The 23,784-nt window shown below is 67.8% G+C and carries 23 protein-coding genes; 12 read left to right on the top strand and 11 right to left on the bottom strand.

The window, feature by feature from the left end:
• The first annotated feature begins 303 nt into the window (after positions 1 to 303).
• From VJ673_RS03155 to VJ673_RS03165, 3 genes are all read left to right on the top strand, one after another.
• A complete protein-coding gene (locus tag VJ673_RS03155; RefSeq protein WP_324124572.1) occupies positions 304 to 1,746 on the top strand; it encodes an RNA polymerase factor sigma-54 in 1,443 nt (480 codons plus the stop codon).
• A gap of 92 nt (positions 1,747 to 1,838) precedes the next feature.
• On the top strand, positions 1,839 to 2,960 hold the full coding sequence (locus tag VJ673_RS03160; RefSeq protein WP_324124573.1) for a glycosyltransferase family 4 protein: 1,122 nt from the start codon (positions 1,839 to 1,841) through the stop codon (positions 2,958 to 2,960).
• Entirely contained in the window at positions 2,957 to 3,814 is an 858-nt protein-coding gene (locus tag VJ673_RS03165) for a polysaccharide deacetylase family protein (RefSeq protein ID WP_324124574.1), read from the top strand. Before VJ673_RS03160 ends, VJ673_RS03165 begins: the two co-directional genes overlap by 4 nt.
• Here VJ673_RS03165 and VJ673_RS03170 read toward each other — a convergent pair.
• The gene (locus VJ673_RS03170) at positions 3,736 to 4,290 is read right to left on the bottom strand and encodes a phosphatase PAP2 family protein (RefSeq protein ID WP_324124575.1); all 555 of its coding nucleotides are present in this window, start codon (positions 4,288 to 4,290) and stop codon (positions 3,736 to 3,738) included. The genes VJ673_RS03165 and VJ673_RS03170 overlap by 79 nt on opposite strands.
• Complete coding sequence (locus tag VJ673_RS03175) at positions 4,271 to 5,461, bottom strand: glycosyltransferase family 4 protein (protein ID WP_324124576.1); 1,191 nt, start codon at positions 5,459 to 5,461, stop codon at positions 4,271 to 4,273. The genes VJ673_RS03170 and VJ673_RS03175 overlap by 20 nt, the downstream gene beginning before the upstream one ends.
• A 264-nt stretch (positions 5,462 to 5,725) precedes the next feature.
• On the opposite strand from VJ673_RS03175, the gene VJ673_RS03180 reads away from it, so the two are divergent.
• The 4 genes from VJ673_RS03180 (at position 5,726) to VJ673_RS03195 (ending at position 9,814) form a co-directional block, all read left to right on the top strand.
• Complete coding sequence (locus VJ673_RS03180; protein WP_324124577.1) at positions 5,726 to 6,286, top strand: ferritin-like domain-containing protein; 561 nt, start codon at positions 5,726 to 5,728, stop codon at positions 6,284 to 6,286.
• Positions 6,287 to 6,368: 82 nt separating this feature from the next.
• Positions 6,369 to 8,588, top strand: coding sequence for a VTT domain-containing protein (locus tag VJ673_RS03185; RefSeq protein WP_324124578.1), 2,220 nt, complete (start codon positions 6,369 to 6,371; stop codon positions 8,586 to 8,588).
• The gene (locus tag VJ673_RS03190) at positions 8,560 to 9,363 is read left to right on the top strand and encodes an endonuclease/exonuclease/phosphatase family protein (protein ID WP_324124579.1); all 804 of its coding nucleotides are present in this window, start codon (positions 8,560 to 8,562) and stop codon (positions 9,361 to 9,363) included. The genes VJ673_RS03185 and VJ673_RS03190 overlap by 29 nt, the downstream gene beginning before the upstream one ends.
• 64 nt (positions 9,364 to 9,427) lie before the next feature.
• Positions 9,428 to 9,814: a ChaB family protein gene (locus tag VJ673_RS03195; RefSeq protein WP_324124580.1), complete on the top strand. Its 387-nt coding sequence runs from the start codon at positions 9,428 to 9,430 to the stop codon at positions 9,812 to 9,814.
• Positions 9,815 to 9,880: 66 nt separating this feature from the next.
• On the opposite strand, the gene VJ673_RS03200 is transcribed toward VJ673_RS03195, so the two are convergent.
• On the bottom strand, positions 9,881 to 10,903 hold the full coding sequence (locus VJ673_RS03200) for a cytochrome d ubiquinol oxidase subunit II (protein ID WP_324124581.1): 1,023 nt from the start codon (positions 10,901 to 10,903) through the stop codon (positions 9,881 to 9,883).
• Positions 10,896 to 12,308: a cytochrome ubiquinol oxidase subunit I gene (locus VJ673_RS03205; RefSeq protein ID WP_324124582.1), complete on the bottom strand. Its 1,413-nt coding sequence runs from the start codon at positions 12,306 to 12,308 to the stop codon at positions 10,896 to 10,898. Before VJ673_RS03205 ends, VJ673_RS03200 begins: the two co-directional genes overlap by 8 nt.
• 402 nt (positions 12,309 to 12,710) lie before the next feature.
• Here VJ673_RS03205 and VJ673_RS03210 point away from each other — a divergent pair, with 402 nt between their 5' ends.
• Positions 12,711 to 13,502 (top strand): hypothetical protein, encoded by a 792-nt coding sequence (locus VJ673_RS03210; protein WP_324124583.1) that lies wholly within the window; start codon positions 12,711 to 12,713, stop codon positions 13,500 to 13,502.
• A 40-nt stretch (positions 13,503 to 13,542) separates the two neighbouring features.
• Here the strand turns inward: VJ673_RS03210 and VJ673_RS03215 are convergent, their stop codons facing one another.
• From VJ673_RS03215 to VJ673_RS03225, 3 genes are all read right to left on the bottom strand, one after another.
• Entirely contained in the window at positions 13,543 to 13,878 is a 336-nt protein-coding gene (locus VJ673_RS03215; RefSeq protein ID WP_324124584.1) for a hypothetical protein, read from the bottom strand.
• 124 nt (positions 13,879 to 14,002) lie between these two features.
• Entirely contained in the window at positions 14,003 to 14,176 is a 174-nt protein-coding gene (locus tag VJ673_RS03220; protein ID WP_324124585.1) for a DUF1328 domain-containing protein, read from the bottom strand.
• A 120-nt stretch (positions 14,177 to 14,296) separates the two neighbouring features.
• Positions 14,297 to 14,710: a BON domain-containing protein gene (locus VJ673_RS03225; RefSeq protein ID WP_324124586.1), complete on the bottom strand. Its 414-nt coding sequence runs from the start codon at positions 14,708 to 14,710 to the stop codon at positions 14,297 to 14,299.
• A 140-nt stretch (positions 14,711 to 14,850) separates the two neighbouring features.
• On the opposite strand from VJ673_RS03225, the gene VJ673_RS03230 reads away from it, so the two are divergent.
• From VJ673_RS03230 to VJ673_RS03240, 3 genes are read left to right on the top strand one after another with little or no spacing between them, the layout of a single operon-like run.
• Positions 14,851 to 16,260: a trypsin-like peptidase domain-containing protein gene (locus VJ673_RS03230; RefSeq protein WP_324124587.1), complete on the top strand. Its 1,410-nt coding sequence runs from the start codon at positions 14,851 to 14,853 to the stop codon at positions 16,258 to 16,260.
• A gap of 2 nt (positions 16,261 to 16,262) precedes the next feature.
• Complete coding sequence (locus tag VJ673_RS03235) at positions 16,263 to 17,435, top strand: AI-2E family transporter (RefSeq protein WP_324124588.1); 1,173 nt, start codon at positions 16,263 to 16,265, stop codon at positions 17,433 to 17,435.
• Entirely contained in the window at positions 17,432 to 20,779 is a 3,348-nt protein-coding gene (locus VJ673_RS03240; protein ID WP_324124589.1) for a DUF748 domain-containing protein, read from the top strand. The genes VJ673_RS03235 and VJ673_RS03240 overlap by 4 nt, the downstream gene beginning before the upstream one ends.
• On the opposite strand, the gene VJ673_RS03245 is transcribed toward VJ673_RS03240, so the two are convergent.
• The 4 genes from VJ673_RS03245 to VJ673_RS03260 all read right to left on the bottom strand — a co-directional run bounded on the left by VJ673_RS03245 (position 20,774) and on the right by VJ673_RS03260 (position 23,180).
• A complete protein-coding gene (locus tag VJ673_RS03245) occupies positions 20,774 to 22,195 on the bottom strand; it encodes a phospholipase D-like domain-containing protein (RefSeq protein ID WP_324124590.1) in 1,422 nt (473 codons plus the stop codon). The genes VJ673_RS03240 and VJ673_RS03245 overlap by 6 nt on opposite strands.
• A gap of 8 nt (positions 22,196 to 22,203) precedes the next feature.
• The gene (locus VJ673_RS03250) at positions 22,204 to 22,422 is read right to left on the bottom strand and encodes a BON domain-containing protein (protein ID WP_324124591.1); all 219 of its coding nucleotides are present in this window, start codon (positions 22,420 to 22,422) and stop codon (positions 22,204 to 22,206) included.
• Between the two features lie 226 nt (positions 22,423 to 22,648).
• Positions 22,649 to 23,005 carry a BON domain-containing protein gene (locus tag VJ673_RS03255; RefSeq protein WP_324124592.1) on the bottom strand — a complete coding sequence of 119 codons (357 nt, stop codon included), beginning with the start codon at positions 23,003 to 23,005 and terminating at the stop codon, positions 22,649 to 22,651.
• Between the two features lie 13 nt (positions 23,006 to 23,018).
• Complete coding sequence (locus VJ673_RS03260; RefSeq protein ID WP_324124593.1) at positions 23,019 to 23,180, bottom strand: DUF1328 domain-containing protein; 162 nt, start codon at positions 23,178 to 23,180, stop codon at positions 23,019 to 23,021.
• A gap of 384 nt (positions 23,181 to 23,564) precedes the next feature.
• On the opposite strand from VJ673_RS03260, the gene VJ673_RS03265 reads away from it, so the two are divergent.
• The gene (locus tag VJ673_RS03265; protein WP_324124594.1) at positions 23,565 to 23,780 is read left to right on the top strand and encodes a hypothetical protein; all 216 of its coding nucleotides are present in this window, start codon (positions 23,565 to 23,567) and stop codon (positions 23,778 to 23,780) included.
• Positions 23,781 to 23,784: the final 4 nt, after the last annotated feature.

Consider the following 23,784-nt stretch of genomic DNA (forward strand, 5'->3'; position numbering starts at 1 on the left):
GAAATCCTGTCCGCCACCTCGTGCAGGTGGCCGCCGGCGCCGAAGGGGAAAGCAGCCAAAGGGGCCGACGGTTGCGCCGCGGCGCGCGCAAGCGGCGTGCCCGGTGGCAAATACGGTATCTGGTGCGAATCGGCATACCGCATCGCCGCAAACGCCGGAAATTCTTACTGCGCGGGTGTAAAAGCTTCCCGTAAATATGTAACTAGAATAGGCTGGAACCCAGTGTTTTCGCGGGTTTGCGCAGTGGCATGCGTCTTGCGTTTGTCGGGGACGACACCGCAGAGAACCCCGCAAGGAGACGAGATGACTCTTGGAATCGAGTTGCGCTTGCGCCAGCACCTCGCCATCACTCCACAGATCCAGCAGGCCCTGCGCCTGTTGCAGTTGCCTTCCCAGGAGTTCGCCCAGGAAGTGGAACAGGCGGTCACCAGCAATCCCTTCCTGGAAGAAGATCCCGACGCACCGCGCCCCTCCCCCGCGCTACCGATGGGAGGCGATCCCGGCGAGATCCGGGCGACGCCGGCCGAGGCCGGAGAGCCGCCGATACCGACGGCCCTCCATGAGATGATGGGCCGTTCGCGCGGCAACGGGAGCGACGAGGAACATGACTGGACCGAATGGACTGAGGCTCCGCTGACCCTGCGCGATAACCTGCGCAGCCAGCTGATGCTGTCCCCCATGGGCGACCGCGACCGGACGCTGGCGCACATGGTGATCGATGAACTGTCCGAGGCCGGCTATCTGGAAACCCCACTGGAGGAACTGGCCGATCTGATCTTGCCCGAAGAGGAAGTCGATACCTGCGAGCTGGGCGCGGCGCTCAAGCTCGTGCAGCAACTCGACCCGCCGGGCATCGCCGCGCGCTCGCTGCAGGAATGTCTGCAGCTGCAGTTGGAGGCGCTGCCGGAGTCGACGCCCAGCCGCGCCCTCGCGCTCAAGCTGGTCGGCGAACATTTCGACCTGCTCGCACATCGCGAATTCACGCGGCTGCAGCAGATTCTCGGTTGCGGGGAGGACGCCTTGCACGGCGCCCGCGCCCTGATCCGCACGCTGGACCCGCGTCCGGGGCGCAGTTTCGCGCCCGACAATACGCGCTATGTGGTGCCGGACATCATCGTCACGCTCCAGCGGGGACGCTGGGTCGCGACGCTGAACCCGGCCGTCCAGCCCCAAGTGCGGATCAATCGCGCCTACGCGGAAATCGCCGCCAGCCGCGGCGGCTGCGGGGCGTCCTTCTCCCGCCTGTTGCAGGAGGCGCGCTGGCTGCTGCGCAACGTCGAGCAGCGCTTCAACACGATCCAGCGTGTCGCCGACGCGATCGTCGCCCGCCAGCGGGTGTTCTTCAGTTACGGCGAGGCCGCGATGAAGCCGATGGCGCTGAAGGACATCGCCAGCGAGCTCGGACTGCACGAATCGACGGTGTGCCGCGTCACCAACGGCAAGTACATGGCGACGCCGCGTGGGCTCTACGAATTCAAGTACTTCTTCTCCCGTCAGCTCTCGACCGAGGACGGCGGCACCTGCTCCGCAACCGCCATCCGCGCGCTGCTCAAGGAGTTGATCGCAGCCGAAGATCCGTCGGCGCCGCTTTCGGACGCACAGCTCGCGCGCGTGCTGGCCGATCAGGGCTTTCGCCTCGCAAGGCGCACCGTGACGAAATACCGCAGCTTGATGCGCATTCCGAGCGTCGAGTTGCGGCGCGTGGCCGGACGGGCCGCGCCCGCTCAGCAGGAACCGGGCGCCTGAGCGGGCCCGGAGAGATCGGCCGCTGCATTGCCCGCGATCAACATCGACCGTCCCGGCGCCGAGGCGCTTATCCCTGAGCCCGGGGGGCGACGATGATGCACGTGTCCGACCTCACGATGTTCTACACGGCGCACAGCGGCGGCATCCGCCGTTACCTGCGTGAAAAGCGCCGCTGGCTGCAGTCGCATCCCGGCTACCGCCACTCGCTCGTGCTGCCTCGGGCGGCTGCGGCGGCGGGGGAATGCACGATGGAAGTCCCGAGCCTGCCCTTGCCCTTCTCGCAGGGCTACCGCCTGCCGCTCGCGCGCACGGCCGCGGTGCGCGCGCTGGCCGCGCTGCGCCCGAACGTGATCGAGGCCGGCGACCCCTACCAGTTCGCCTGGGCGGCGCTCGACGCCGGACAGGCCCTGGGCGTGCCGGTGATCGGTTTCTACCACTCGGACATCCCGCGCCTCGTCGGACGCTTGGGCGGGTTACACGCGATGCGGCTCGCGGAGTCCTACGTGCGGCGCCTCTACGGCCGCTTCGACCTCGTCCTCGCGCCCAGTTCATGCATGGCCGAACGGCTGCGCGACGTCGGCATCGCGCGCGTCGAACGCCAGCCGCTCGGTGTCGATACGGCCGTGTTCAGGCCGGATCTGCGCGATGAGGCCTGGCGCCGCCGTCTGGGCATCGGCGAAGGGGAGCGGATGCTGGTCTTCGTCGGCCGCTTCGCGTCGGAAAAGAATCTTCCGGCCTTGTATTCGATGATGGACCGTCTGGGACCGGGCTACCGCCTGGTGCTGGTGGGGAACGGCAGTGGCGTGCCGGCGCGCGACGACGTCCGTGTCGTGTCCTATATTTCCGATCCCCGCCGGCTCGCGAGCCTGGTCGCGAGCTGCGATCTTTTCGTGCATGCGGGCGACCAGGAAACATTCGGCCTCGCACCGCTGGAGGCGATGGCCTGCGGCTTGCCGGTCGTCGCCGCGCGCGCGGGCGGCCTTGCGGAGCTCGTCGACGATGAGGTCGGCCGCACCGTGCCCTTCAGCGATTTCGAGGCCCTGGCCAGCGGAATGGCGGAGGCGGTGCGCGAGGTGAGTGTGGAAGAGCGTCGCCGGACGCTGGGCGACAACGCGCGCCGCAGGGCCGAGGCTTACGACTGGGACCGTATTCTTCCGCAGATCGTCCGGCGCTACGTCAGACTGGGTGCGAGAGCCGTGCCGAGGCGCATGTGACAGCGGACCTGCCCTACCTGCCCCCCGCGGTCTGCGTAAGCCTCCATGATGTCGCTCCGGAGACATGGGCGCGCTGCGAATGTCTGCTCGACGCCGTCGCGGCCGTCGCGCGCATCCCGCTGACGCTGCTCGTCGTGCCCAACTATCACCGCCACGGCGACGACGTTCCCCGCTGGTACCGCAAGGTGCTGCTGGAACGGTGCGCCATGGGCGACGAGCTCGCGCTGCACGGTTACGTGCACTGCGACGAGGAGCCGCCGCCGCATCGGCCGCTCGATTGGTGGCGTCGGCGCGTGCTGACGGCGGCCGAGGGCGAATTTGCCTCGCTGAGCGCGCGCGATGCCGAGGGACGCTTGGCCGCGGGCCTCGACTGGTTTCAGCGCCAAGGCTGGACACCGAGGGGATTCGTCGCGCCGGCCTGGCTGCTCAGTGCGGGCGCGTGGCGGGCGTTGGACGCCTCTCCCTTGACCTACACCACGACGGTGGACGCGATTCATCTGCTGCATCCGCGGCGCGAGCTCGCGACGCAATCGATCGTCTACAGCACGCGCAGCGCGCTGCGGCGGGCTCTGTCGCTCGCCTGGAACGGACGTCGGCAAGCCGCGGCGGCCGGCATCCCGGTGCGCGTCGCGCTGCATCCGAACGACAGCCGTTATCCGGAAGTGATCGCACAGATGCAAGGCTTGCTTGAACGCCTGCTGCGCGAGCGGACGCCGATGACCAAGGCCGAGCTCGTCGTGCGTCAGCAGGCCCTCGATGCCGCCAACCCGGCCCTTCAGGGCTTGACCACCGCGAGCGACAGCAGCGCGATGCCGCCGCCGAGCGCGACCCCGGCCAGCACGTCGCTCGGGTAATGCAGCCCGAGCACCATGCGGACGAGGCCGGTCAGCAAGGCGAACACGGCGAGCACCTCCCCCAACGGCGGAAAATACGCGAGCGTCACCACGGCGAAGGCGACCGCATGCAGCGTGTGGCCGGACGGGAAACTGAACTCGTCGAGCGGGCGCGGGCAATTCATCAGGCATGAGAGCTGTACGCAGGGGCGGGATCTGCACGCGCGGCGCTTGATCATCAGGTAGAGCGCGAGGCCGATCAGGGCCACCGCGCTCAGATGCAGGGCGCAGCGCGGGCCGAGTGGCGCCGGGAGGATCGCGACCGAGACGATCAGCACGCCCCACAGCTCGCCGTCGCCCATGCGGCTGATCGTGCGCGCGATGAGCTCGCACGGCCGGTAGACGAGCGCCCGGTTGAGCGTCACGACGCAGGCGCGCTCGAGCGTGAGCACGCGCGCGAATCCTTCGAGCAGGGACTCAAGCGGCGGTTGCCACATGGCCGATGCTGCTCTGCCGCGTGGCGAATGCCGCCAGCTGGGCTTCGAAGCGGCCGAGGATGAGCGGCCAGGCAAGCTCCTGGGCGATGTCGCAGGCGTTTGCGGCGAAGCGTCGCCGGGTCTCTTGCTGCAGGGCCAGCGCCCGCGCCGCGGCGATGAAAGCCTCGGGGCCGTCCGCCTCGCTGACGACACTCGCCGCGCCGCGATCCTTGAGATGTTCGCCGGCGGCGCCGATGTCGTAGGCGACGATCGGAAGCGCGCTCGCCATCGCCTCGAGCACCACGTTGCCGAAGGTCTCGCTCAGGCTGGGAAACAGGAACAGGTCCGCCGAAGCGTAGTGCATTGCGAGGTCTTCCCCGCGCTGGATGCCGACGAAGCGTTCGCCGGCGTCCCCTTTCCCTTCGTCGGCACGCTGCAGATCGGCGCGCAGCGGCCCGTCGCCGACCCACACGAGACGCGCGTCGGGCCTGAGCTGCCGGATCGCGCGAAAGGCCGCCCGTACGAGCGCCGGGTCCTTCTCCGGCGCCAGCCGGCCGACGTGCAGCACGACCAGATGCTCATCGCCGACGCCCCATCGAGTACGCAACTGGCGACTCCGGCGTAGCGGCGAGAACAGGCGCGTGTCGACGCCGCGCCCGACGCACGCGAGCTTTCGGTAGCCGATCTGCGCCATCTCATCGGCGAGCGCGCGGGTCGGGACGAAGGTGACGTCGCTGTGGTTGTGAAAGGCACGCAGTGCGGCGGAGATGATCCCGGCGAGCGGCCCGAGCCGGTAGTAGCCGCTGTACTTCTGGAAATGCGTGCGGTAGTCGGTCGTGACCGGGATGTCGAGTTGGCGCGCGGCCGCCAACGCCGACCAGCCCAGCGGTCCCTCGGTGACGATATGGACCACGTCCGGTCGATCCTCGCGCCAGCGCGCGAGCAGGCGCAGCAGCGCCGGCAGGCCGAACTGCAGCCCGGGGTAGCGCGGCAGCGGCAGCCCGTGTACGAGCATCGCGTCTTCCTGGCCGTGGTCATGGCCCTTATCCGAGCTTTGCCGCGGACGCACCACGCCGACCCGGTGACCGCGTTCGCGCAGGTAACGGACCGCACGCTCGACGGTGAGCGCGACGCCATTGAGTTCAGGCGGATAGGTCTCGGTGACGATCGCGATCGACATGCCGTGTTCCATCTTCTTCTCCTTCGCACGGACTCCGGCGCGGGACTCCTGGCCGGGCCGCCAGACTCGGCAAACGGCGTTCCCGGGATTGCCCTGCCCGGCGCGGGTCTGTCGGCCCGAAGCCCGCGCCGGCGGCGGAAAAATGTACATGTGGCTGTCGAATTTGCAGCGGCCCTGGGCCCGATACGGGCGGCGCATACCGGTGATCGGGGAGCTTCTCCGGGCACATCGTTTGCTGAAAAAGGCGCGTTCTTCGAAGACCAGGAGCAGACAAAAATGGCGACGCAACAACCCCCTACCCTGTCCGATGTCAAGACGCTGCGCCAACGCGCGCGCAGCCACCCCGAAGAAGGCGCGCTGACGGAGAACTACGGCGCCGACCGCGAGACCATCCTGCGCATCCTCAACGAGTCGCTCGCGACCGAGATCGTTTGCAGCCTGCGCTATCGTCGCCATTACTACACGGCGAAGGGAATCGCTTCGTCGGCCGTGGCCGCGGAGTTCCTCGAGCACGCGATGCAGGAGGACGAACATGCGGGGCAGTTCGCCGACCGCATCACGCAGCTCGGCGGCGAACCGGACTTCTCGCCCGACACGCTGTCCGCGCGCAGCCACGCCGAGTACGTCGAGGGCAAGACGCTGCAGGACATGATCCGCGAAGACCTCGTGGCCGAGCGGGTGGCGATCGAAAGCTACCGCGAAGTCATCCAGTACATCGGCCTGTCGGACCCGACGACACGGCGGCTGTTTGAGGAGGTGCTCGCGGTCGAGGAAGAGCATGCTGACGACCTGTTGAGCCTCATCCAGCAGATCGGCGATCCGCAGAAGCGCAACTGAGTTGCGGGGAAGCATGATTCGTCCGCACGAGCGCTTGCTTCGCGATGACCGGGGCGTGACGAGCGGCACGTCGGGAGGTGTGATGCCGGATCCGACCAGCCGTTTCGTCCCGGGCCGCAACTGCTGCACGGTGGCGCGGGCCAATCGCGTCGGCCTGATCGTCGACGGAGAGGATTTCTTTCGCAGCTTTTCGCTCGCCGCCGAGCAGGCCACGCGCTCGATCACGATCGTCGCCTGGGATTTCAACAGCAACACGCGCCTACGCTTCGACGACGAGGACGGCGTGCCCGAACGACTCGGCGACTTCCTGAACTGGCTCGCCCGTCGCCGTCGCAGCCTGCACATCCACATCCTGGACTGGGACTACCCGATGGTGTTCGGCACCGAGCGGGAGTTTCCGCAGCTCTATGGCCTCGGCTGGCGTCCCCACCGCCGTATCCAGCTCGCCTTCGACGACACGCATCCGCTGATCGCGTCGCACCATCAGAAGATCATCGTCATCGACGACGCCTTCGCGATGATCGGCGGCTTCGATCTCACCGAAAGGCGTTGGGATACGCGCGATCACAGTGCGAACGACCCGCGCCGTGCCTGCAACGGCGCCCCTTACCCGCCCTTCCACGACATGGCGATGGCCGTGGACGGCAAGGCTGCGCTGGCCCTGGGCGCGATCGTCCGCGCGCGCTGGCTCGCCGCCACCGGCAGCGCCCTGCCCCGCGCGCCGAGGACGCCGATCGAAGCGAAATGGCCGCGCGGACTGCCGGTGCGCTTCACCGACATCGACATCGCGGTCGCCCGCACGCTGCCGGCGACGGACGACCGGCCCGCCGTCACGGAGGTCGAGGCGCTGTACCTCGACATGATCGCGGGCGCTCGCAAGCACATCTACATCGAAAACCAGTACTTCACCGTCGGCAGTATCGGAGAAGCACTCGCGGCGCGGCTCGAGGAAGCAGACGGGCCTGAAATCGTCGTCGTCGTGCGGCTCTTCAGCCACGGCTGGCTCGAAGAGCACACCATGCACGTGTTGCGCACGCGGCTCGTGCAGCGCCTGCGCCGGGCCGACACTCACGGGCGCTTCCACGTCTACTACCCGCACATCGACGGCCTGCGCGACGGGACCTGCATCGACCTGCACTCCAAGCTGATGATCGTCGACGACGAGATCCTGCGCGTCGGATCGGCCAATCTCAGCAATCGCTCGATGGGGATGGACAGCGAATGCGACGCTGCGCTCGAAGCCCGCGGTGATGCCCGTATCGCGCGCAGTATCGCGGGCTTTCGCAACGAACTGCTCGCCGAGCATCTCGACACCCCCGTCGCCGACGTGGAGGCCGCGATGCGCAGGCACGGCAGTCTCTCCGCGGTGATCGACGAGCTCGCGCACGGCTGCCGCAGCCTCAAGCCGCTCGAAGGCCTGCCCGACTGGTCGGCGTCGGTGGTCGACCTCGCCCGCGTCGGCGACCCCGGCCAGCCCGTCACGCTTGAAACCCTGATCGAGGAATTCGCGCCCGAGGCAGCCCTCCCTCCGCTCGAGGGCGAGGTGCCGCCGCCCGACGACGGCCCGCCAGGGGGGATCGCGAGCAGCCCGGCCGTGCGACACGCCGCCGCGCGTGTCATCGCCGTCGGTGCCGTGATGATCGCGTTCGCCGCGGTGTGGCACTACACGCCGCTTTCGCACTGGACCGACCCCGACCGCATCACCGCGCTCGCGCGCGAGTTCGCGCACCTGCCGGTGGCGCCGCTCGTGATCCTGTTTGCCTACACGCCGGCCTGTCTCTTGATGTTCCCGCGGCCCTTGATCACGCTCGCCGCGGTCGTCGCCTTCGGCCCGATACCCGGCTTCGCGCTGTCGATGTCGGGCATCCTGCTCGCGGCCCTGGTCACCTACCTCGCGGGCCTCGCGCTGCCCAAGGAAACGGTGCGCCGCGTCGGCGGATCAAGACTGGGGCACATCACCGAGACGCTGCGCCGGCGCGGTCTCATCGCCGTCACGGCGCTGCGCCTGGTGCCCCTGGCGCCGTTCGCGGTCGAAGGCGTGGTCGCGGCCGCCATCGGCATCCACGTCTCGACCTTCCTGCTCGGGACCTTCATCGGAATGCTCCCCGGGACGCTCGCGACCACCGTTTTCGGGCATCAGCTGGAGGCCGCGCTGCACGATCCCTCGCGCATCGACTACGGCTTGATTGCCGTAGCCGTGGCGGGCTTCGCAACGATCACGCTCCTGGTGCGCCGCTGGCTGGTTTCGCAGCTCCACCACCGCCTACACGGCCATGCCGGTCACGACAAGCGGACTCGCTAACTGGCGCAATCTCGATCACGCCCTCGGCGGCGATTGCCTGCGCATCTCTTCGTACAACATCCATCGCTGCGTCGGCCGCGACCGCTCTCTCGACGTCGAGCGGGTCGCGCACGTGATCCGCGAACTCGGCTGCGACACGGTGGGGCTGCAGGAGGTCGCCAGCGTCGACGTTCCCGGAGAGATGTCCAAGCAGCTGGATTTCCTGGCCGCCGAGACCGGCATGACGGCAATCGCGGGCGATACGATCGTGCGCGACGGCGGCAGTTTCGGCAACGCACTGCTGACGCGCCGCCCGGTGCTTGCGGTGCGCCGGCACGACCTCAGTTACCTCAAGCGCGAACCGCGCGGCGCGATCGACGTGGACCTCGACATCGCCGGCAAGGTCGTGCGCGTGATCGTCACGCATCTCGGCCTCAAGCCCGCGGAGCGGCGTTTCCAGGTGCGGCAGATGCTCAAGGTCCTGCATGACATTCCGCCCGAGCAGGCGGTCGTCGTGTTGGGCGACATCAACGAATGGCTTCCGCTCGGCCGCCCGCTGCGCTGGATGCACGGCCTGCTGGGACACGCTCCGGCGGAGCGCTCCTTCCCGTCGGGCCTGCCCTTGTTCGCGCTCGATCGGGTGTGGGTCCGGCCGCGGCATACGCTGCTCGCCTTCGAGTCGCATCGCAGCCCCGCCTCCCGCGTCGCGTCCGACCACCTGCCGGTGCGCGCCATCGTCGCGCCCGCGGCGCCGGAAGCCCGTTCGCACGTCCCGCACGTGCCGCGCTGGCGATGAGGGCGTTCCCCGGGCACGACGTTTTCTTCAGGCAAGAAGCAAGCCCAGAAGTGAGGAGAACATCATGCCGAACAAAGCCTTACCGAGTACGCTGAAACGTTCTTCGTCGAAGGCGCAGCGTACCTACGCCAAGACGCTGGAGAACGCGGAGCGCGAATACGGCTCGGGCGAGCGTGCGAGCCGCACCGCGATTGCCGCGCTGAAGCACTCCTTCGAAAAGGTCGGCGACCACTGGGAAAAAAAGGACCACAAGGGCCCATCGGACCCCGGTGCGAAGAAGACCACGAAGAACAAGGGCCACCCCGGCCGGAGGGATACCTACGGCGGCGTAGACGTGCTCGGCCATACCCGCAAGGAACTCTATGATCGCGCCCGCGACCTCGACATCCGTGGCCGTTCACGCATGAACAAGGAAGAGCTCGCCCGCGCCATAGCGTCCCGCCAGCGCTGAGCCAGGAGGCGCAGCAACTGGGGTCGGCGATACGATCCGAAGGGGCGCGCTCTCAACCGCGTCCTCTCAACCGTATTCCAGATGGATCGCCTTGCCCCAGAACACGCGGTAGGCAAAGATCGTATAGGCGATGATCAGCGGCAGCACGATGGCGACGCCGACGAGGATGAAGCTCAGCGATTCCGGCGCTGCCGCGGCCTGCCACAGGTCGATGCGTTGCGGCACGATCCAGGGGAAGAGGCTGTACGCGAGGCCGTGGAAGGCCAGCACGAAGATCGCGACGGCGGCGCCGAAGGGCGCCCACGCCCAGCCTTCCCTGCCCTGCGCGAGCTGGGCCGGCAGGCGGCGCAGCGCGACCAGGGCGAACAGGAAGAGGCCTGCGGTGATCAGCGGGATCGGCGCGAGCAGGAAGATCTGCGGCACGTCGAACCACTTTTCGAAGATGGCGCGGCTCATCAGCGGTGTGGCCACTGACACGGCGGCAATGCCAAAGGCCGTGAGCCACAACGCGTGCTTTGCCCAGCGCACTGCGCGCAGCTGCACGGCACCTTCCGTCTTGATCAGCAGCCAGCCCGCGCCGAGCAGGCAGTAGCCGGACGCGAGCGCGAGGCCGATGAAGGCCGCGAAGAGCATGTTGGCCGGCGTGCGTTCGAAGCCGACGACCAGCAGCCCGAGCATGTAGCCTTGCGACAGTGCCGCGATCAATGAACCCACGCAGAAGGCGCGGTTCCACCATGGCTTGTGGTGCGCGTGGGCCTTGACGCGAAAGTCGAAGGACACGCCGCGCAGGATGAGGCCGAAGAGCATCGCCGCCACCGGCAGATACAGCGCCCCCATGACCACGCCGTGAGCGAGCGGGAAGGCGGTGAGCAGCACGCCGATGCCGAGGACCAGCCAAGTCTCGTTCGCGTCCCAGAACGGGCCGATCGAGGCGACCATGATGTCGCTGTCGTGCTCATCGGCGAGGCCGAGCAGGATGCCGAGGCCGAGATCGTAACCGTCGAGGACGACGTAGATCAGGATCGCGAGCCCCATCACGACCAGGAAGGCCAGCGGCAGCCAGCCGGCGGGTTGCGTGAGATCAGGCATGGCCGGTCACCTCGGGCTGATCGCTGTCTTCCTCTTCTGCACGCACGTCGACGCCCATCAGGGAAGGTGTGGCGATCGGCATCGCATCCTTCGCCGCCAGTGTGTCCCCTGCCTTGCCCGCGAGGTGGAACAGGACCGAGATGAAGGCGACGAGCAGCACGGCATAGAGGACGAGGTACATCGCCAGCGTGAGCGCGATGCGCGGTGCGGGCGTCGAGGATGCCGCCTGGGCGGTCGACAGCACGCCTTGCACGAGCCAGGGCTGGCGGCCGATCTCGGTCACGAACCAGCCGGCGACGAGCGCGACCCAGCCCGAGAACGTCATCGCGACCAGCGCCCGAAGGACGCGCGCGCCCGGTTGACCGTGGCGCCGCAACTGCCACCACGCAGTCCATGACACGGCGAGCATCAGCAGCCCCACCCCCACCATCGTGCGGAACGCAAAGAACACCGGTGCCACGGGCGGATGCTTGCCCGGAAAATCCTTCAGCCCGCGGACCTCCGCGTCGAGCGAATGACCGAGGTACAGCGATGCGAGGCGCGGGATTGACACTTCCAGCCGATTGTCCTGGCGTTCGCTGTCGGGCAGGGCAAAGAGCACGGCGGGCGCGCCGCGCTGTGTCTCCCAGATCGCTTCCATCGCGGCGATCTTGGCCGGCTGGCGATGGAAGGTGTTCTGGCCGTGCAGGTCGCCGACGAAGATCTGCAAGGGAATCAACAAGGCTGCCAGACGCACGCCGGTGCCGAGCGCGACCATCACGTCGTCGCGCCGATCCCCGCGGCGCCAGCGCCACGCCGAGATGCCGGCGATCAGGAAGGCGGCCGTCAGGCCCGAGGCCATCAACATGTGCGTGAAACGGTAGGGGAAGGACGGATTGAACAGCACGGCGAGCCAGCTCGTCGCGTGGGCGCGGCCGTCGATCATCTCGTAGCCCGCCGGCGTCTGCATCCAGGAATTCAGCGCGAGAATCCAGAACGCGGAAATCGTCGTCCCGAGCGCGACGAGGAAGGTCGCGAGCGTATGAACCCGCGGGCTCACCCGCCCGGCGCCGAACAGCATGATCCCGAGAAAACCCGCCTCCAGGAAGAAGGCGGTCAGCACTTCGTACGCGAGCAAGGGGCCTGCGATGTTGCCGACCGTTTCCATGTAGCCCGGCCAATTGGTGCCGAACTGGAAGCTCATCGTCACGCCGGTGACGATGCCGATCGCGAAGGTCAGCGCGAAGACCTTCACCCACAGGCGATAGGCGTCGGCCCACGCGCTGCCTGCTCCGCGGTTGTACCGCAGCTTGAAATACAGCAGCACCCACGCGAGCCCGATGGTGATCGCGGGGAACAGGATATGGAAAGTGATGTTGGCCGCAAACTGCAAGCGGGCCAATGTCACCGCGCCCAGGGCGTCCATCGAGGTGCGTGCTCCTCCCGCTCTGTGGCGTCTTTCGCCGGGCCGCCGGCCCGAGCGTCTCCATGCCTCATCCTGTTCTCCGCGTTCGTTGCGCGCCTCTTACAGTGCAAGCGTGGTGCCCGGCGGTCGCGCATCGAAGGGCCCGTCTTCGCGGCCGGCGTGCACGCGCCTGGCGACATCGACCGGTATTTTTTTCGTAGGCGTGCAGATTCTTCACGAGTCCGTGAACGCGTCCGCCTGCCGGCTTCGCCGTGGCGCCCGTGGCATCGGGCGGCAAAAGCCGGAAGAGCCTTTGCCGGATTGGGTCAGGCCCCCCGTTTGCGGTGCACAAAAAGCCGTTTTGCGTCGAGCACGCTGGAACGGTGATCCCTTGGACATATTCACAGATCTAGGAGAAACGACATGGCTCAACCCAAATCCGCGAACGACGATCAAAAGACGCAAGCCTCCGAAGGCGGTGGTCAGCAGACGGGTCGCGCGGAAGCCCGTGAGGAAGGCCGGGAAGCGATGCGCGGCGGCAGCGAAAGCCGTAGCGAAGCTCGCGAAGGCCGCGAAGGCCGTACGGCGCGCGGCGCGATGGCCACCAACCTGGCGGCAACCGCGTGGCGTGGCCTCGGCCAGTTGTACGACCTGCAGGCTGCTGCCACCCGTATCGTGCTCCGCTCTCAATTGCGTGCAGCGGCGGCCGCTGGGCTGCCGGATTATTCCCGGATGCTCACCGTCGACGACGATCGAACTCTGCGCCTGTTCTCGACGACGACCGACAATGCGGTGCGTCTGGCCCACCAGGCCGAGGATACCCGGGGCGAAATTCAAGGACATCTGCTGCGTCTGCTCGAGCGGCAGGTGATCGATTTTTCCGAGCAATGGCAGTACGGGCTCGAAGAGCTCCAAGAGCAGGCCGCCGAGAGCATGGAAGACCTGAAGGCGCTGTCGCGTCAGCAGGCCGAGGAAATGGCCCGTGCGACCGAATCGCTGACTGAAGCCACGCGTGAAACCCTGCGCGAGGGCGGTGAGCAGTTCCGTGCAACGGTCCGTCAAGGCATCGAGCGTACGCGCGAGATCGCCGAGCGGCAGACCGAAGCCCTGCAGGAAGAGGGCGAGCGCACCGGTGAAGCGATGCGTGGCGTCGCGCGCCGGGCGGGGAGCGAGATGACCGAAGCAACGGAGCGTAGCGGACGTCGCAGTGCCTGATGCCTGCACCGCCCCGTAATAACAGACCGGCCCGGACATTTCAGTCCGGGCCGGTTTCGTTGTGGGGAACATAGCGGCGACCGCCCATGACGGTCACGCGTGCGAGCTTGTGGCCCTGGGAGGGGATGTCGGCGGCCGGTATGCACCAGGCGCCGGTGGCAAGGCCCCACCACAGGGCGGCGGGTACTAAAAATTGGCCCAAGCTATCCCACGGGGTGAGCGGATCCTCGACGAGCGCCGGATCGCGGCGCGTGTCGAGGGCATTTCGCCAGACGACGTAGACATCCTCGTCGGCAATTCCGGCTTCTGAAATACGCTCCTTCAGGGGTGTCAGTTCACTTTCGCCGGACACGAGGCAATGAATGGTGCAATGCATCCGAACCTCCTCCCACAACCGCGTGGGAACAGAAAAAGCCCGTCCCTTCGACTGATGCAGGAAGCGCGCCAATACCGGCTGTCAGGATTGCGGCTACCTGTAATGGGGAATGCGTTCCGCGGCCTCAGAAGGCCAGCACGCCGAGTCCCACCCCGAAGATCAGGACGATCAGGAAGATCACCAGGGCAATGACGAAAAGAACCTTGGAAATGCCAGCGGCGCCGGCAGAGATGTTGGTAAAGCCGAACAGGCCGGCGATCAGGGAAATGACGAAGAAGATGATGGCCCACTTAACCATGTGTGCGACTCCTTTTTGTTGGTTCAGGCACGGGGAGGTGGCGGGAGCGGGAGCGGGAGAATCGGGGCAGGAATTACACGACGCCGTAAGATCTACCGGAGCCCGTGCCACCGCCGCAACTTACTGCGGGGACTGCACGACGAGCGTGCTTTTCACGGATTTCACGCCGCTGACGTGTTCCGCGGTCGTCACGGCGGCGCGAGCCTCCGCGGCCGAATTGACGTTACCTCTCAAGTAGGTGATGCCGTCGCGCACCTCGACCTCGATGTTGCGCGCCTTCACCTGGTCCGATCCGATCAGCGCGGTCTTGACCTTGGTCTCCAGCGTCTGGTCGTCGAGGACCTGCCCCATGCGGCGCGAGCCGTCGCGGCGCGTGTCGTCGGTATTGCTCATGCTCCCCTTGTCGCCGGCGGCGCGAGGCGTTCCCCCGTCGTTCGAATAGCCCTGAGCGTGGGCCGTCAGCCCTGTCGTCGCAAGGGATGACAGGGCTGCAGCGGAGAGGACCGCACGCAGGAAGGATCGTCTACAAGTCATGCTGTTACTCCTCCTTTTTGACCAGCCGCGTCCTGCGCGGCCCGGCGGAGCTCCGCAAATCCCGTACCCGGGCCAAAGCCAATTACGGCATCCCCCTTGCTTCATCCGGATTGTCGGCCTTAGTTCCCGGAGTCGCCGTCATGCACGCCCCACCCATTTCCGGCCCCGCGGCCGGCTTCCTGGCCAGAATCCTCTTCCTCGCCTGCCTGTTGACCGCTATCGTGGCCTGCTCACCGACTGATGAAGCGCCGAACTTCGGCGCGCTGATGAGGGCGCAGGGGCCGGCCGTGGTCAATATCATCAGCCTGCGTTCGGTCGCGATCCCGGATGAAGGCCTGCTCTCCGAAGGCCAGGGGGACGACGAGGACATGCCCAGGCAGTCCCGCTCCCCGTCGATCGACGAGCTGGGCTCGGGGATCATCATCCATCCCGACGGGCTGATCCTGACGAATGCCCACCTCGTCGCCGAGGCCACCTCGATTACCGTGCGTCTGGCGGACGGCAAGCGCGAGTTCCCCGCGCGCCTGCTCGGGGCCGACTCGGAGAGCGACATCGCGGTGCTGCACATCGACGCCCACGACCTGCCGGTGGCGAAGCTCGGCAACTCGAAGTCGCTGGCACCCGGCGAATGGGTCGCCGCGATCGGCTCGCCCTTCGGCTTCACCAACACGATCACCGCGGGCATCGTCGGCGCCACCGGCCGCACCCTCTCCGACAGCGCGCGCACGCCCTTCATCCAGAGCGACGTCGCGGTCAATCCCGGCAGCTCGGGCGGGCCGCTCATCAACCGTCACGGTGAAGTCGTCGGCATCAATTCGATGATATTCAGCCCCACCGGCGGCTATCTCGGCCTCTCGTTCGCGATCCCGATCGAACTCGCGCTCGACGTCGCGCACCGCCTGGAGCGCGACGGACAGGTCCGCCGCGGACGGCTCGGGATCACCGTGCAGCCGCTGAGCCCGAGCCTTGCGCGGGCCTTCGGCGTGCGCGGGGACGGCAGCATCGTCAGCAAGGTCGATCCCGACGGCCCGGCGGCGAGTGCCGGCCTGCGCGCGGGAGACGTCATCGTCGGCTACAGCGGCAAGGTTGACGGCGCCGAGCAACTGATGGAGCGCGTGGCCGCGTCCGAACCGGGCACGCAGCAGACGGTCACATTGTGGCGCGAGGGCGAGTTGCAGCGGCTCGAGGTCACGGTGGGCGAATCCCGCTCCCGCGTACGCTTCCCGTCGCTTGCCGGCCAGCCCGTCGTCACGGCGGCGAACGACGAGCCCGAACTCGTGCTCAGCGATCTGCCGCCTGAATTGTGCCGTCATCTCGGGATCGAGTTCGGATTGCGGGTCGACCGCGCTCCGCCGGCCGACGGCGGCGATTCGATCCGTTACGGAGACATCATCGTGATGGTCGGTCATCAGGCCTTTGCCGATCGCCGGGAATTCCAGAGACTGCTCGTCGCGTCGGCGGGTGGATACGCGCCTGTGCTCGTGCGCCGGGGCATGTCCGCGGTGTACGTGGCGGTCAAGGTGCCAGAGCGCTCGCGGGAGGCGGGTTGAGGTTGCGCCCGGGTCTCCAGCCCCAGCCGCGGCGACGTCATCCGCGGGCTGTCGCGCCCGCCACCCCGGGCAGCGCGGCCGACGCGCGCCGCGCCGACCGGTCGATCGTGATCGTTGCGTTCGTGATGTCGATCGCGGGCTTTGCACTGCTGATGTGGGCGATCGCCGACGTCGTGCTGCTCGTCTTCGGGGGGGCCTTGGTCGCGCTCTTCCTGCGCGGCTTGAGCCGCGTGGTGCAGCAGGCGACGGGCCTGTCCTATCCCGCGGCGCTGGCCGTCGTGCTAACCGTGCTGTTCGCGCTGATCGCCGTCGGCGGCATCTTCCTCGGGGCGGAAACGGCGGAGCAGCTCGATCAGCTCGGGCCGCGCCTGAGCGAGGCGCAACACAAGATCCTGGAGGAGATACGGCGCTTCCAATGGGGTCGTGCCGTGCTCGCGGACCGGAATCTGCGCGCCCTTGTCCCCCAGAACCCGGAGTGGCTGGTGCGGCTGGGGGGACTGTTTTCGAGCACCATCGGAGCGATCACGGGCTTCTTCATCCTGCTCTTCATCGGTCTGTACGGCGCGGCCAGCCCTGATACCTACCGCGAAGGACTGCTCGCGCTGTTTCCGCGCGACAGCCGGGTGCGCGCCGCGGAGGTCCTCGATGAGGTCGTCGACACACTGCGCGGTTGGTTGGTCGGCACCGTCGTCAAGATGGCGGTCGTCGGCGTCACGCTCACGATCGGGCTGTCGCTGCTGCACATCCCGCTCGCGCTCGCGCTGGGGCTGATCGCCTTTGCGCTGGAATTCGCGCCCTACGTCGGGCCGATCCTCGCGTCCGTCCCCGCCCTCATCGTTGCCTTCGCCGTCGGCCCCACCGAGGCGCTGTCCGTGGCCCTGCTCTACCTGGGCGTACAGTCGGTGGAGGGCTACGTCGTCTCGCCGCTGATCGACCAGCGTAGCGTCAATCTTCCGCCCGCATTCACGATTGCCGCGCAGGTTCTGTTGGGCGCCCTGCTGGGCGTGCTCGGCGTGATCTTCGCGACGCCGCTCGCGGCGACCATCGTCGTCCTCGTGCGGTCGCTCTACGTCGACGGTGAGGAGACGCCGGAGACGCCGGAGACGCCGGAGACGCCGGAGACGGCGGAGACGCCGGAGACGGCGGAGGCGGCGCCCGGCGGGGAGGCGAAGTGAGCGGCTGGCGGCTTCGCGGGCGAGCTGCGAGGCACGCGCTGTGGGCTGCCGGCATTGGCGCCGTTCTTGCCGTCCTGTACGCGCTGGCCGGTTTCTTCGTGCTGCCGTGGCTGATCGAGCGCGAGCTTCCCGGCGGAATCGAGGAGCGCTTCGGACTGAGCCTGAGCGTCGGCGCGGTGCACACCAATCCCTTCCTGCTCAGCGTCGTCGCCGACGACATCGCGCTGACCCGCCACGACGGCACGCCCTTTCTCAAGGCACGGCGTGCCCGCGTCGATCTCGATTCGGTCGGCCTGCTGGCCCGCCGCTGGACGATCGGCGCCATCGAGCTCGAAGGCCCGATGCTGGAACTCGCCCTCGACGAGGACGGCCGGCCGGTATGGCCGCAGGTGACCCCGGCGCGCTCCGAATCGGGCCCGCCCCGCTCCCCGCACGAGCTGCCGGCCCTGCTGCTGCGCAAGCTCGCGCTGCGCGACGGGAGCGTCATCCTGCGCGAGCACGGCGCGGCGTCGAGCGCCATCGCCCTGCAGGCGATCGAGATCGACGCGAGCTCGCTATCGACCGTCGCCGATGCGCCACCCGCGCAATATCGCCTCGCAGCCGGATTACCTGGCGGCGGATCGCTCAAGGCGGAGGGAGAACTCGGCATCGGCGCACGCAGCGCTTCGGGCCGCGTTTCGCTTGAAGATGCACTGGTCGAGCCGTGGTGGCCCTTGTTCGAGCGACAATGGACCCTGGCGGCGCCGGACGGTCGATTAAGCTTCGCCGCGCGCTACCATGCCAGCGGAGCCGCGGACGGGGCAGACCTGACCCTCGACGGGCTGACGCTGCATGCGGATGGCCTCAGGCTCGCACGCGCGGGCGCGGCCGAGGCCGACCCGCCGCTCGCAGCGATCCGGCACATCGACGTGGCCGACGGAAGCCTGCAACTGGCCTCGCGCCGCGTGCAGCTGAAGGGCCTGCGGCTCGCGGACGGCACCGTCAGTGCCACCGTCGACGCCGAGGGCCGGATCGACTGGGCCGGACTGCACCGCGGCGACTCCGACAAGAGCGGCAAGGACGCACCCTGGCGCGTCGAGATCCCGGCCGCGACCCTTGAAGACATCGCCTTGCACTACCGCGAACTCGCGGAGCCCGGCCGGCGTTTCGACGCCGAGCGGGCGGAGGCCCACGCGGATCTGGTGCTGGACGGCGCCAAGGGCGGCTTTCACGCCGACGGGCTGACGGCGAGTCTCGCGAAGCCGAGCTACGCCGCCGGCGATTCTGCCCCCGTGGTCGCGGAGCGCCTCGAACTCGCGGGCGGGAAGCTCGATACGGCGGCCCGGGAAATCGTCGCCGAGCGGGTCACGCTCGAAAAGACGGCGCTCGACTTCGTCGTCGACGCCGCGGGCAAGCTCAAACTGCCTGGCGGATTCACGGCCGCAAGGAAGGACGGAAAACCGCAGCCGGCCCGGCACGAGGCGTCTGCCCCGAATCCGTGGAGCTACGCGGTCGGCGAACTCGTCGCCCAGGGGGTCGATGTCAGCCTCGACGACCGGCGCGCCGACACCCCGCTCGCCCTGCGCGGCAGCGGTGAAGCGCGCGTCAGCGGCCTCGCGAGCAAGTCGGCGGCGCCCTTCAGCTTCGAGGCCCGCATGAAGATCGCGAGCGGCGGCGAAGTCCGCGTGGACGGGCACGCGGCGCTCGACGGCAATGGCGCCGAAGCGCACGTGCAGCTTGCCGACGTCAATCTCGCCCCGGCAGCCGCGTTGCTGCAGCAGCACACGGACCTGCGGCTCGCCGGCGGGAGCCTGGGATCGGACATCCGACTGCGCCGCTCGGGCGCCGAGCCGCCGCAGATCAGCGCGGAAGGCAGCACACGGATCTCGGGCCTACGACTCGACGAGGCCGACAGCGGCGCGAGCCTGTTCTCTGCGCGACAGGTCAGCGCCGAAGGCCGATGGCAGCTCGCGCCGCAGAGCCTGCTCCTGACCAAGGTGGTGCTCGACGCCCCCGACGCCCGCCTCATCGTCGACCAGAACCGGGAACTCAATCTCACGGACCTGTTGCGCAAGCGCCGCGCCGGCGCCCGTGCGCCCCAGAAGCCCGAGAAGCCTGAGAAACCCGAGAAACCTGAGAAGCCCGCAACGACTGCCGAGCCGCCCGCCTTGGCGCTGCGCATCGACCGGATCGAGGTCCGCGAGGGCGCGGTCGACTTCGCGGACTACAGTCTTGTCCTGCCCTTCTCCACCCGCGTCCAGTCGGTCGCGGGAAGCGTCCTCGGCGTCGACAACCGACCGCGCAGCGAGGCCGTGGTCGATATCGGCGGACGGATCGCGCCCCATGGGGAAGCGCACGCCAAGGGCCGCATCCGCCCCTTCGCACCGGGTGAACTCACCGATCTCGCGGTCGGTTTCGACAACGTCGAAATGCCCCAACTGTCCCCCTACACCGCGACCTTCGCCGGGCGCACGATCGCGGCCGGACGGCTGTGGCTGGACGTGGACTACCGCGTGTTCGACCGGCAACTCGACGGCAATAACGCCGTGACGCTCGAAGATTTCGTGCTCGGCGAACGGGTGGACGCACCGAACGCCCGCGACCTGCCGCTGGAGCTCGCCGTCGCGCTGCTCAAGGATCCGAAGGGCCGTGTCCATCTCGAAGTGCCGGTGCGTGGGAACGTCGGCGACGCGCATTTCGAATACGGCCGGCTCGTCGCCGACGCGCTGGGGAATGTGCTGCAGCGCGTGGTCACCGCGCCGTTCCGCCTGCTCGCGCGGCTCGTCGGGCGCGGCGATGACGATACGCTGCGGGCCATCGAGTTCGAGCCCGGTAGCGCCCGCCTGTCGGCCGAGGAAGAGGAAAAGCTGCAGCAGCTCGCCCACGCACTCGGCGAGCGTCCGCAACTCGTCCTGACGCTACATGGCGGCTACGTCGCCGGGCCGGACGAAAAAGCGCTACGGACCGAGCGCGCGCGGCGCGACATCGCGACCGCGGCGGGACAGAAACCCGGCGACGGCCCGGTCGGCGAGCTCGACTTCGGCGATACGGCGATTCGCGCCGCGGTCGCACGCCGCTACGAGACCGAAGCCGGGAGCGACGCACTGGCGACCTTCCGGCGCGATTACGCGCGCCGCAACCCCAAAGGGGGCGAGACGGCCCTGCACCGCGAACTCTTCGAGCAGCTCATCGAACGCGAACCCGTGCCCGCCTCCGCGCTCGGCGAGCTCGGGCGGCAGCGCACCGCTGTCGTGCTGAACGCTCTCAGGACGCTGGGCGTGGACGCCGGGCGCCTCAAGTCGGCCGAGCCGGTCGCCGTCGATCAGGGCGATCCGCGCGTCGAGCTCGCGCTGGAAGCCTCATAGCAGGTACTCCCATCGCCGGGCGAGCCATTCGAGGAAACGCGGGCCGATGCCGCGTCGCTTCCATTCCGCCCGAGTGACTTCGTGGGAGGCCGATTCGTCGAGCGCGAAGAGCTTTTCCAGCTCGGTTGCGAAGCTGCGGTCGACCACTAGCACGTCCGCCTCGTAGTTGTGCACGAAGCTGCGCCAGTCGAGGTTCGTCGACCCCACACTGGACCACACGCCGTCGATCACGGCGGTCTTGGCATGCAGCAGCGCGTCACGCCGTTCGAAGATCCGCACCCCGGCCGCGAGCAGCGCCGTGTAGTGCGAGCGCCCCGCGTGGAACGGCGCCCAGAAGTCGCTGAAGCCCGGCAGCACGAGCCGGACGTCGACGCCGTGCCGCGCGGCGTCCTGCAGCAGTTGCAGCGTGCGCTCGTCCGGGACGAAGTAACCGTAGGTCAGCCACACCCGGGACTTCGCATTTTCGATGGCCGACATCAACGCGACGTAGGGTTCGCTGCGCTCGACCGCCGGATCGGCGACGACGAGGCGCATCGCCATGTCGCCGGCCCGCGCAGTTGCCACCTTGCCCGGCGCCGCTCTGCCGGATGCCGACTTGGCGGGCGTCGCCGGGCCGGGCGGCGCCTCGCATTTCTGGCGTTCCCAGGTGTCGTCGAAAAGCTGCTGGAACTGCGCCACCACGGGCCCGCGCACCGCGACGTGGGTATCCCGCCAGCCGGCCTTCGGGTCGGGCGGCGTGCGCTTGCGCCCGAAGGAGCTCGAGCTATACACGACGCTGATGTTGATCCCGCCGGTGAAGGCGATGCGTCGGTCGATGATCATGATCTTGCGGTGGTCGCGGTTGTTCGCGGTGAGCCGCCAGTCGCGTTGCACCGCCAGCGGATTCAGTGGATTGAAGGCGCACACGGCGACGCCCGCGGCGCGCAGGCGGTCGAAATAGGCCTCCGGCGTCGCGAGCGAGCCGGCGCTGTCATACATGACACGGACCTGCACGCCCGCCGAACGTGCTTTCTCCAGCAAGGAGGCGAGACGTTCGCCTGCACCTTCGGCTTCGAGGATGTAGGTCTCGATATCGATGCGCTCGCGTGCGAGCCCGATCTCGCGGAACATCGCGGCCTCGGTCTGCGGGCCGTCGATCAGCAGGCGGGCGTCGTTCCCCACCGCGAGGGGCTGTGCGAGGACGCCTTCGACTTGCTGCAGGTGATAGCGAACCAGGCCGGTGCTGTCTTCCTGTTCGAGCTCGCGGACCACGCCGCGCGAGCGCTGCGGTCCGAGTGGACCCCGCTCGTCTTCGATCCGCACCGCGTTGCCGGTCGAAACGAAGCCAGGCGGAGGGAGGTCGGCGGCCGGCCCCATCGTGCATCCCGTGAGGATGATGTGCAGGCCGGCCAGGGTGGACAGTACGTTAGGTGGCAAGTTGAGAATTACGACGCGGGCTTGATCCTGATGTCGTTCTTGACGGACTGGACGCCCTTGATGCCGCGGGCAATTTCGCCGGCCTTCTGCGCCTCGGCCTGGGTGGCGACGAAGCCGCTGAGCTGCACGACGCCGCGATAGGTTTCGACGTTCACTTCGCGTGCCTTCACGTCCTTGCTCTCGACCAATGCGGCCTTGACCTTGGTCGTGATGGTTGCGTCATCCACGTACTCGCCCGCTGATTCGGTGCGACTCGATGAGTGACCGCGCATCGAATCGCACGCGCTGACGAGCGGAAGCGAGAGAATTGCAACGGTGGCGGCTAGCATGGATCTTCTGTTCATCATGGCGATGTCCTCGTTTTTTGTTGCTTGAATATACGGACGGACGCGAAGGATGGGCGCCCTGCCCGGCCCTGAAAGCTCTAGCTGTGTCTGCGGCGCTGCGAATGCGTCATGAGGCAGGTGTCGCCGTGCCGCGCAACGCGTTGATGACGACGGCGACGCCGTCGATCCGGCGTGCCACATCGTCGGCGCGCGCGATCTGTTCGACGGGCACGACGCCGGCCAGGGTCACTTCGCCCTTCTTCACGGTGACCGTGATGGCGTCTGCCTTGAGGTGTCCGTCGGCCGTCAGGGCCGCATTCACGCGGGACTTCAGCTCCGCATCGTTCACCTGCTGCTGCAGATGTGATGGCGGTGCCGAGCCCTGCGTGGTGGGCTCGACGCCCTCCCCGCAGGCGGGCAGGCTCAGCGCAGCCGCTCCGTACGTGGCGAGCACGAGGAAGCGGGCGATGCGGAACGTGTTCATCTCACGCCTCCGGTCATCTTCGCAATAAGCCGAAGATGAGAGAGACGATGAAGATCACGATGAAGATGTAGAACAGAACTTTCGCGATTTCGGCGGCACCGGCTGCGATGCCGCCGAAGCCGAAGAGTGCCGCGATGACTGCAATGACGAGAAAAACTGCTGAGTAATACAGCATGAGACACCTCCTTTGACGTGGCCGTCCCATCTCTGGTGCTCTTCCGTTCGCAATTTCCGTACCGCTTCTGTGTTACTGCGCGATCAGAGGGAATTTCCAGTGTTTCAGGTGCCTGCGCCATCGTTTTTCTACCGGCAAACCTGAAAAAACTGCTAGGACGCGGGTAAAAGTTACACGTTACGGCGCTGTTCGCGGGGCAATGCATCCGTCTCCGGGATTTCCGTCCGAAAAAGGCCGCTTTCGTCTCCAATCACACGTGGTGCAAACCCCGTGCCCACGGTCTGCCTCGCCCGCCACCGCGACCTCGACGCAGGCAAAGCCGGCCGAATCGGCAGGGCACATGTTTTGCGTTCTGAGCCGGTATCACCAGCAGGGGGGACGATCATGATCCCGACAATCAGCACCGACCCATTCCCGCAGGCCTTCGGCACCACCGAAATCTGGCCGCATCGACACGAGCCGGACCAGGACCCGAAGCCGCCGAACCCCTCGCCCGATCCGGTTCCACAGCCCGACCCCGAGGCGGATCCCGACCGTCTGCCGCTGCACGACCCGGAGCCCGAAGGCGAGCCGATGTCGGTGCGATACCGCGCGGACTGACGGA

The organism is Aromatoleum sp. (assembly GCF_035254505.1).
Lineage (GTDB): Bacteria > Pseudomonadota > Gammaproteobacteria > Burkholderiales > Rhodocyclaceae > Aromatoleum.

Coding starts and splice junctions, on each gene's coding strand:
- VJ673_RS03155 (WP_324124572.1), top strand. CDS start 304: ATGACTCTTGGAATCGAGTTGCGCTTGCGCCAGCACCTCGCCATCACT.
- VJ673_RS03160 (WP_324124573.1), top strand. CDS start 1,839: ATGATGCACGTGTCCGACCTCACGATGTTCTACACGGCGCACAGCGGC.
- VJ673_RS03170 (WP_324124575.1), bottom strand. CDS start 4,290: ATGTGGCAACCGCCGCTTGAGTCCCTGCTCGAAGGATTCGCGCGCGTG.
- VJ673_RS03175 (WP_324124576.1), bottom strand. CDS start 5,461: ATGGAACACGGCATGTCGATCGCGATCGTCACCGAGACCTATCCGCCT.
- VJ673_RS03180 (WP_324124577.1), top strand. CDS start 5,726: ATGGCGACGCAACAACCCCCTACCCTGTCCGATGTCAAGACGCTGCGC.
- VJ673_RS03185 (WP_324124578.1), top strand. CDS start 6,369: ATGCCGGATCCGACCAGCCGTTTCGTCCCGGGCCGCAACTGCTGCACG.
- VJ673_RS03190 (WP_324124579.1), top strand. CDS start 8,560: ATGCCGGTCACGACAAGCGGACTCGCTAACTGGCGCAATCTCGATCAC.
- VJ673_RS03195 (WP_324124580.1), top strand. CDS start 9,428: ATGCCGAACAAAGCCTTACCGAGTACGCTGAAACGTTCTTCGTCGAAG.
- VJ673_RS03200 (WP_324124581.1), bottom strand. CDS start 10,903: ATGCCTGATCTCACGCAACCCGCCGGCTGGCTGCCGCTGGCCTTCCTG.
- VJ673_RS03205 (WP_324124582.1), bottom strand. CDS start 12,308: ATGGACGCCCTGGGCGCGGTGACATTGGCCCGCTTGCAGTTTGCGGCC.
- VJ673_RS03210 (WP_324124583.1), top strand. CDS start 12,711: ATGGCTCAACCCAAATCCGCGAACGACGATCAAAAGACGCAAGCCTCC.
- VJ673_RS03215 (WP_324124584.1), bottom strand. CDS start 13,878: ATGCATTGCACCATTCATTGCCTCGTGTCCGGCGAAAGTGAACTGACA.
- VJ673_RS03220 (WP_324124585.1), bottom strand. CDS start 14,176: ATGGTTAAGTGGGCCATCATCTTCTTCGTCATTTCCCTGATCGCCGGC.
- VJ673_RS03225 (WP_324124586.1), bottom strand. CDS start 14,710: ATGACTTGTAGACGATCCTTCCTGCGTGCGGTCCTCTCCGCTGCAGCC.
- VJ673_RS03230 (WP_324124587.1), top strand. CDS start 14,851: ATGCACGCCCCACCCATTTCCGGCCCCGCGGCCGGCTTCCTGGCCAGA.
- VJ673_RS03255 (WP_324124592.1), bottom strand. CDS start 23,005: ATGAACACGTTCCGCATCGCCCGCTTCCTCGTGCTCGCCACGTACGGA.
- VJ673_RS03260 (WP_324124593.1), bottom strand. CDS start 23,180: ATGCTGTATTACTCAGCAGTTTTTCTCGTCATTGCAGTCATCGCGGCA.
- VJ673_RS03265 (WP_324124594.1), top strand. CDS start 23,565: ATGATCCCGACAATCAGCACCGACCCATTCCCGCAGGCCTTCGGCACC.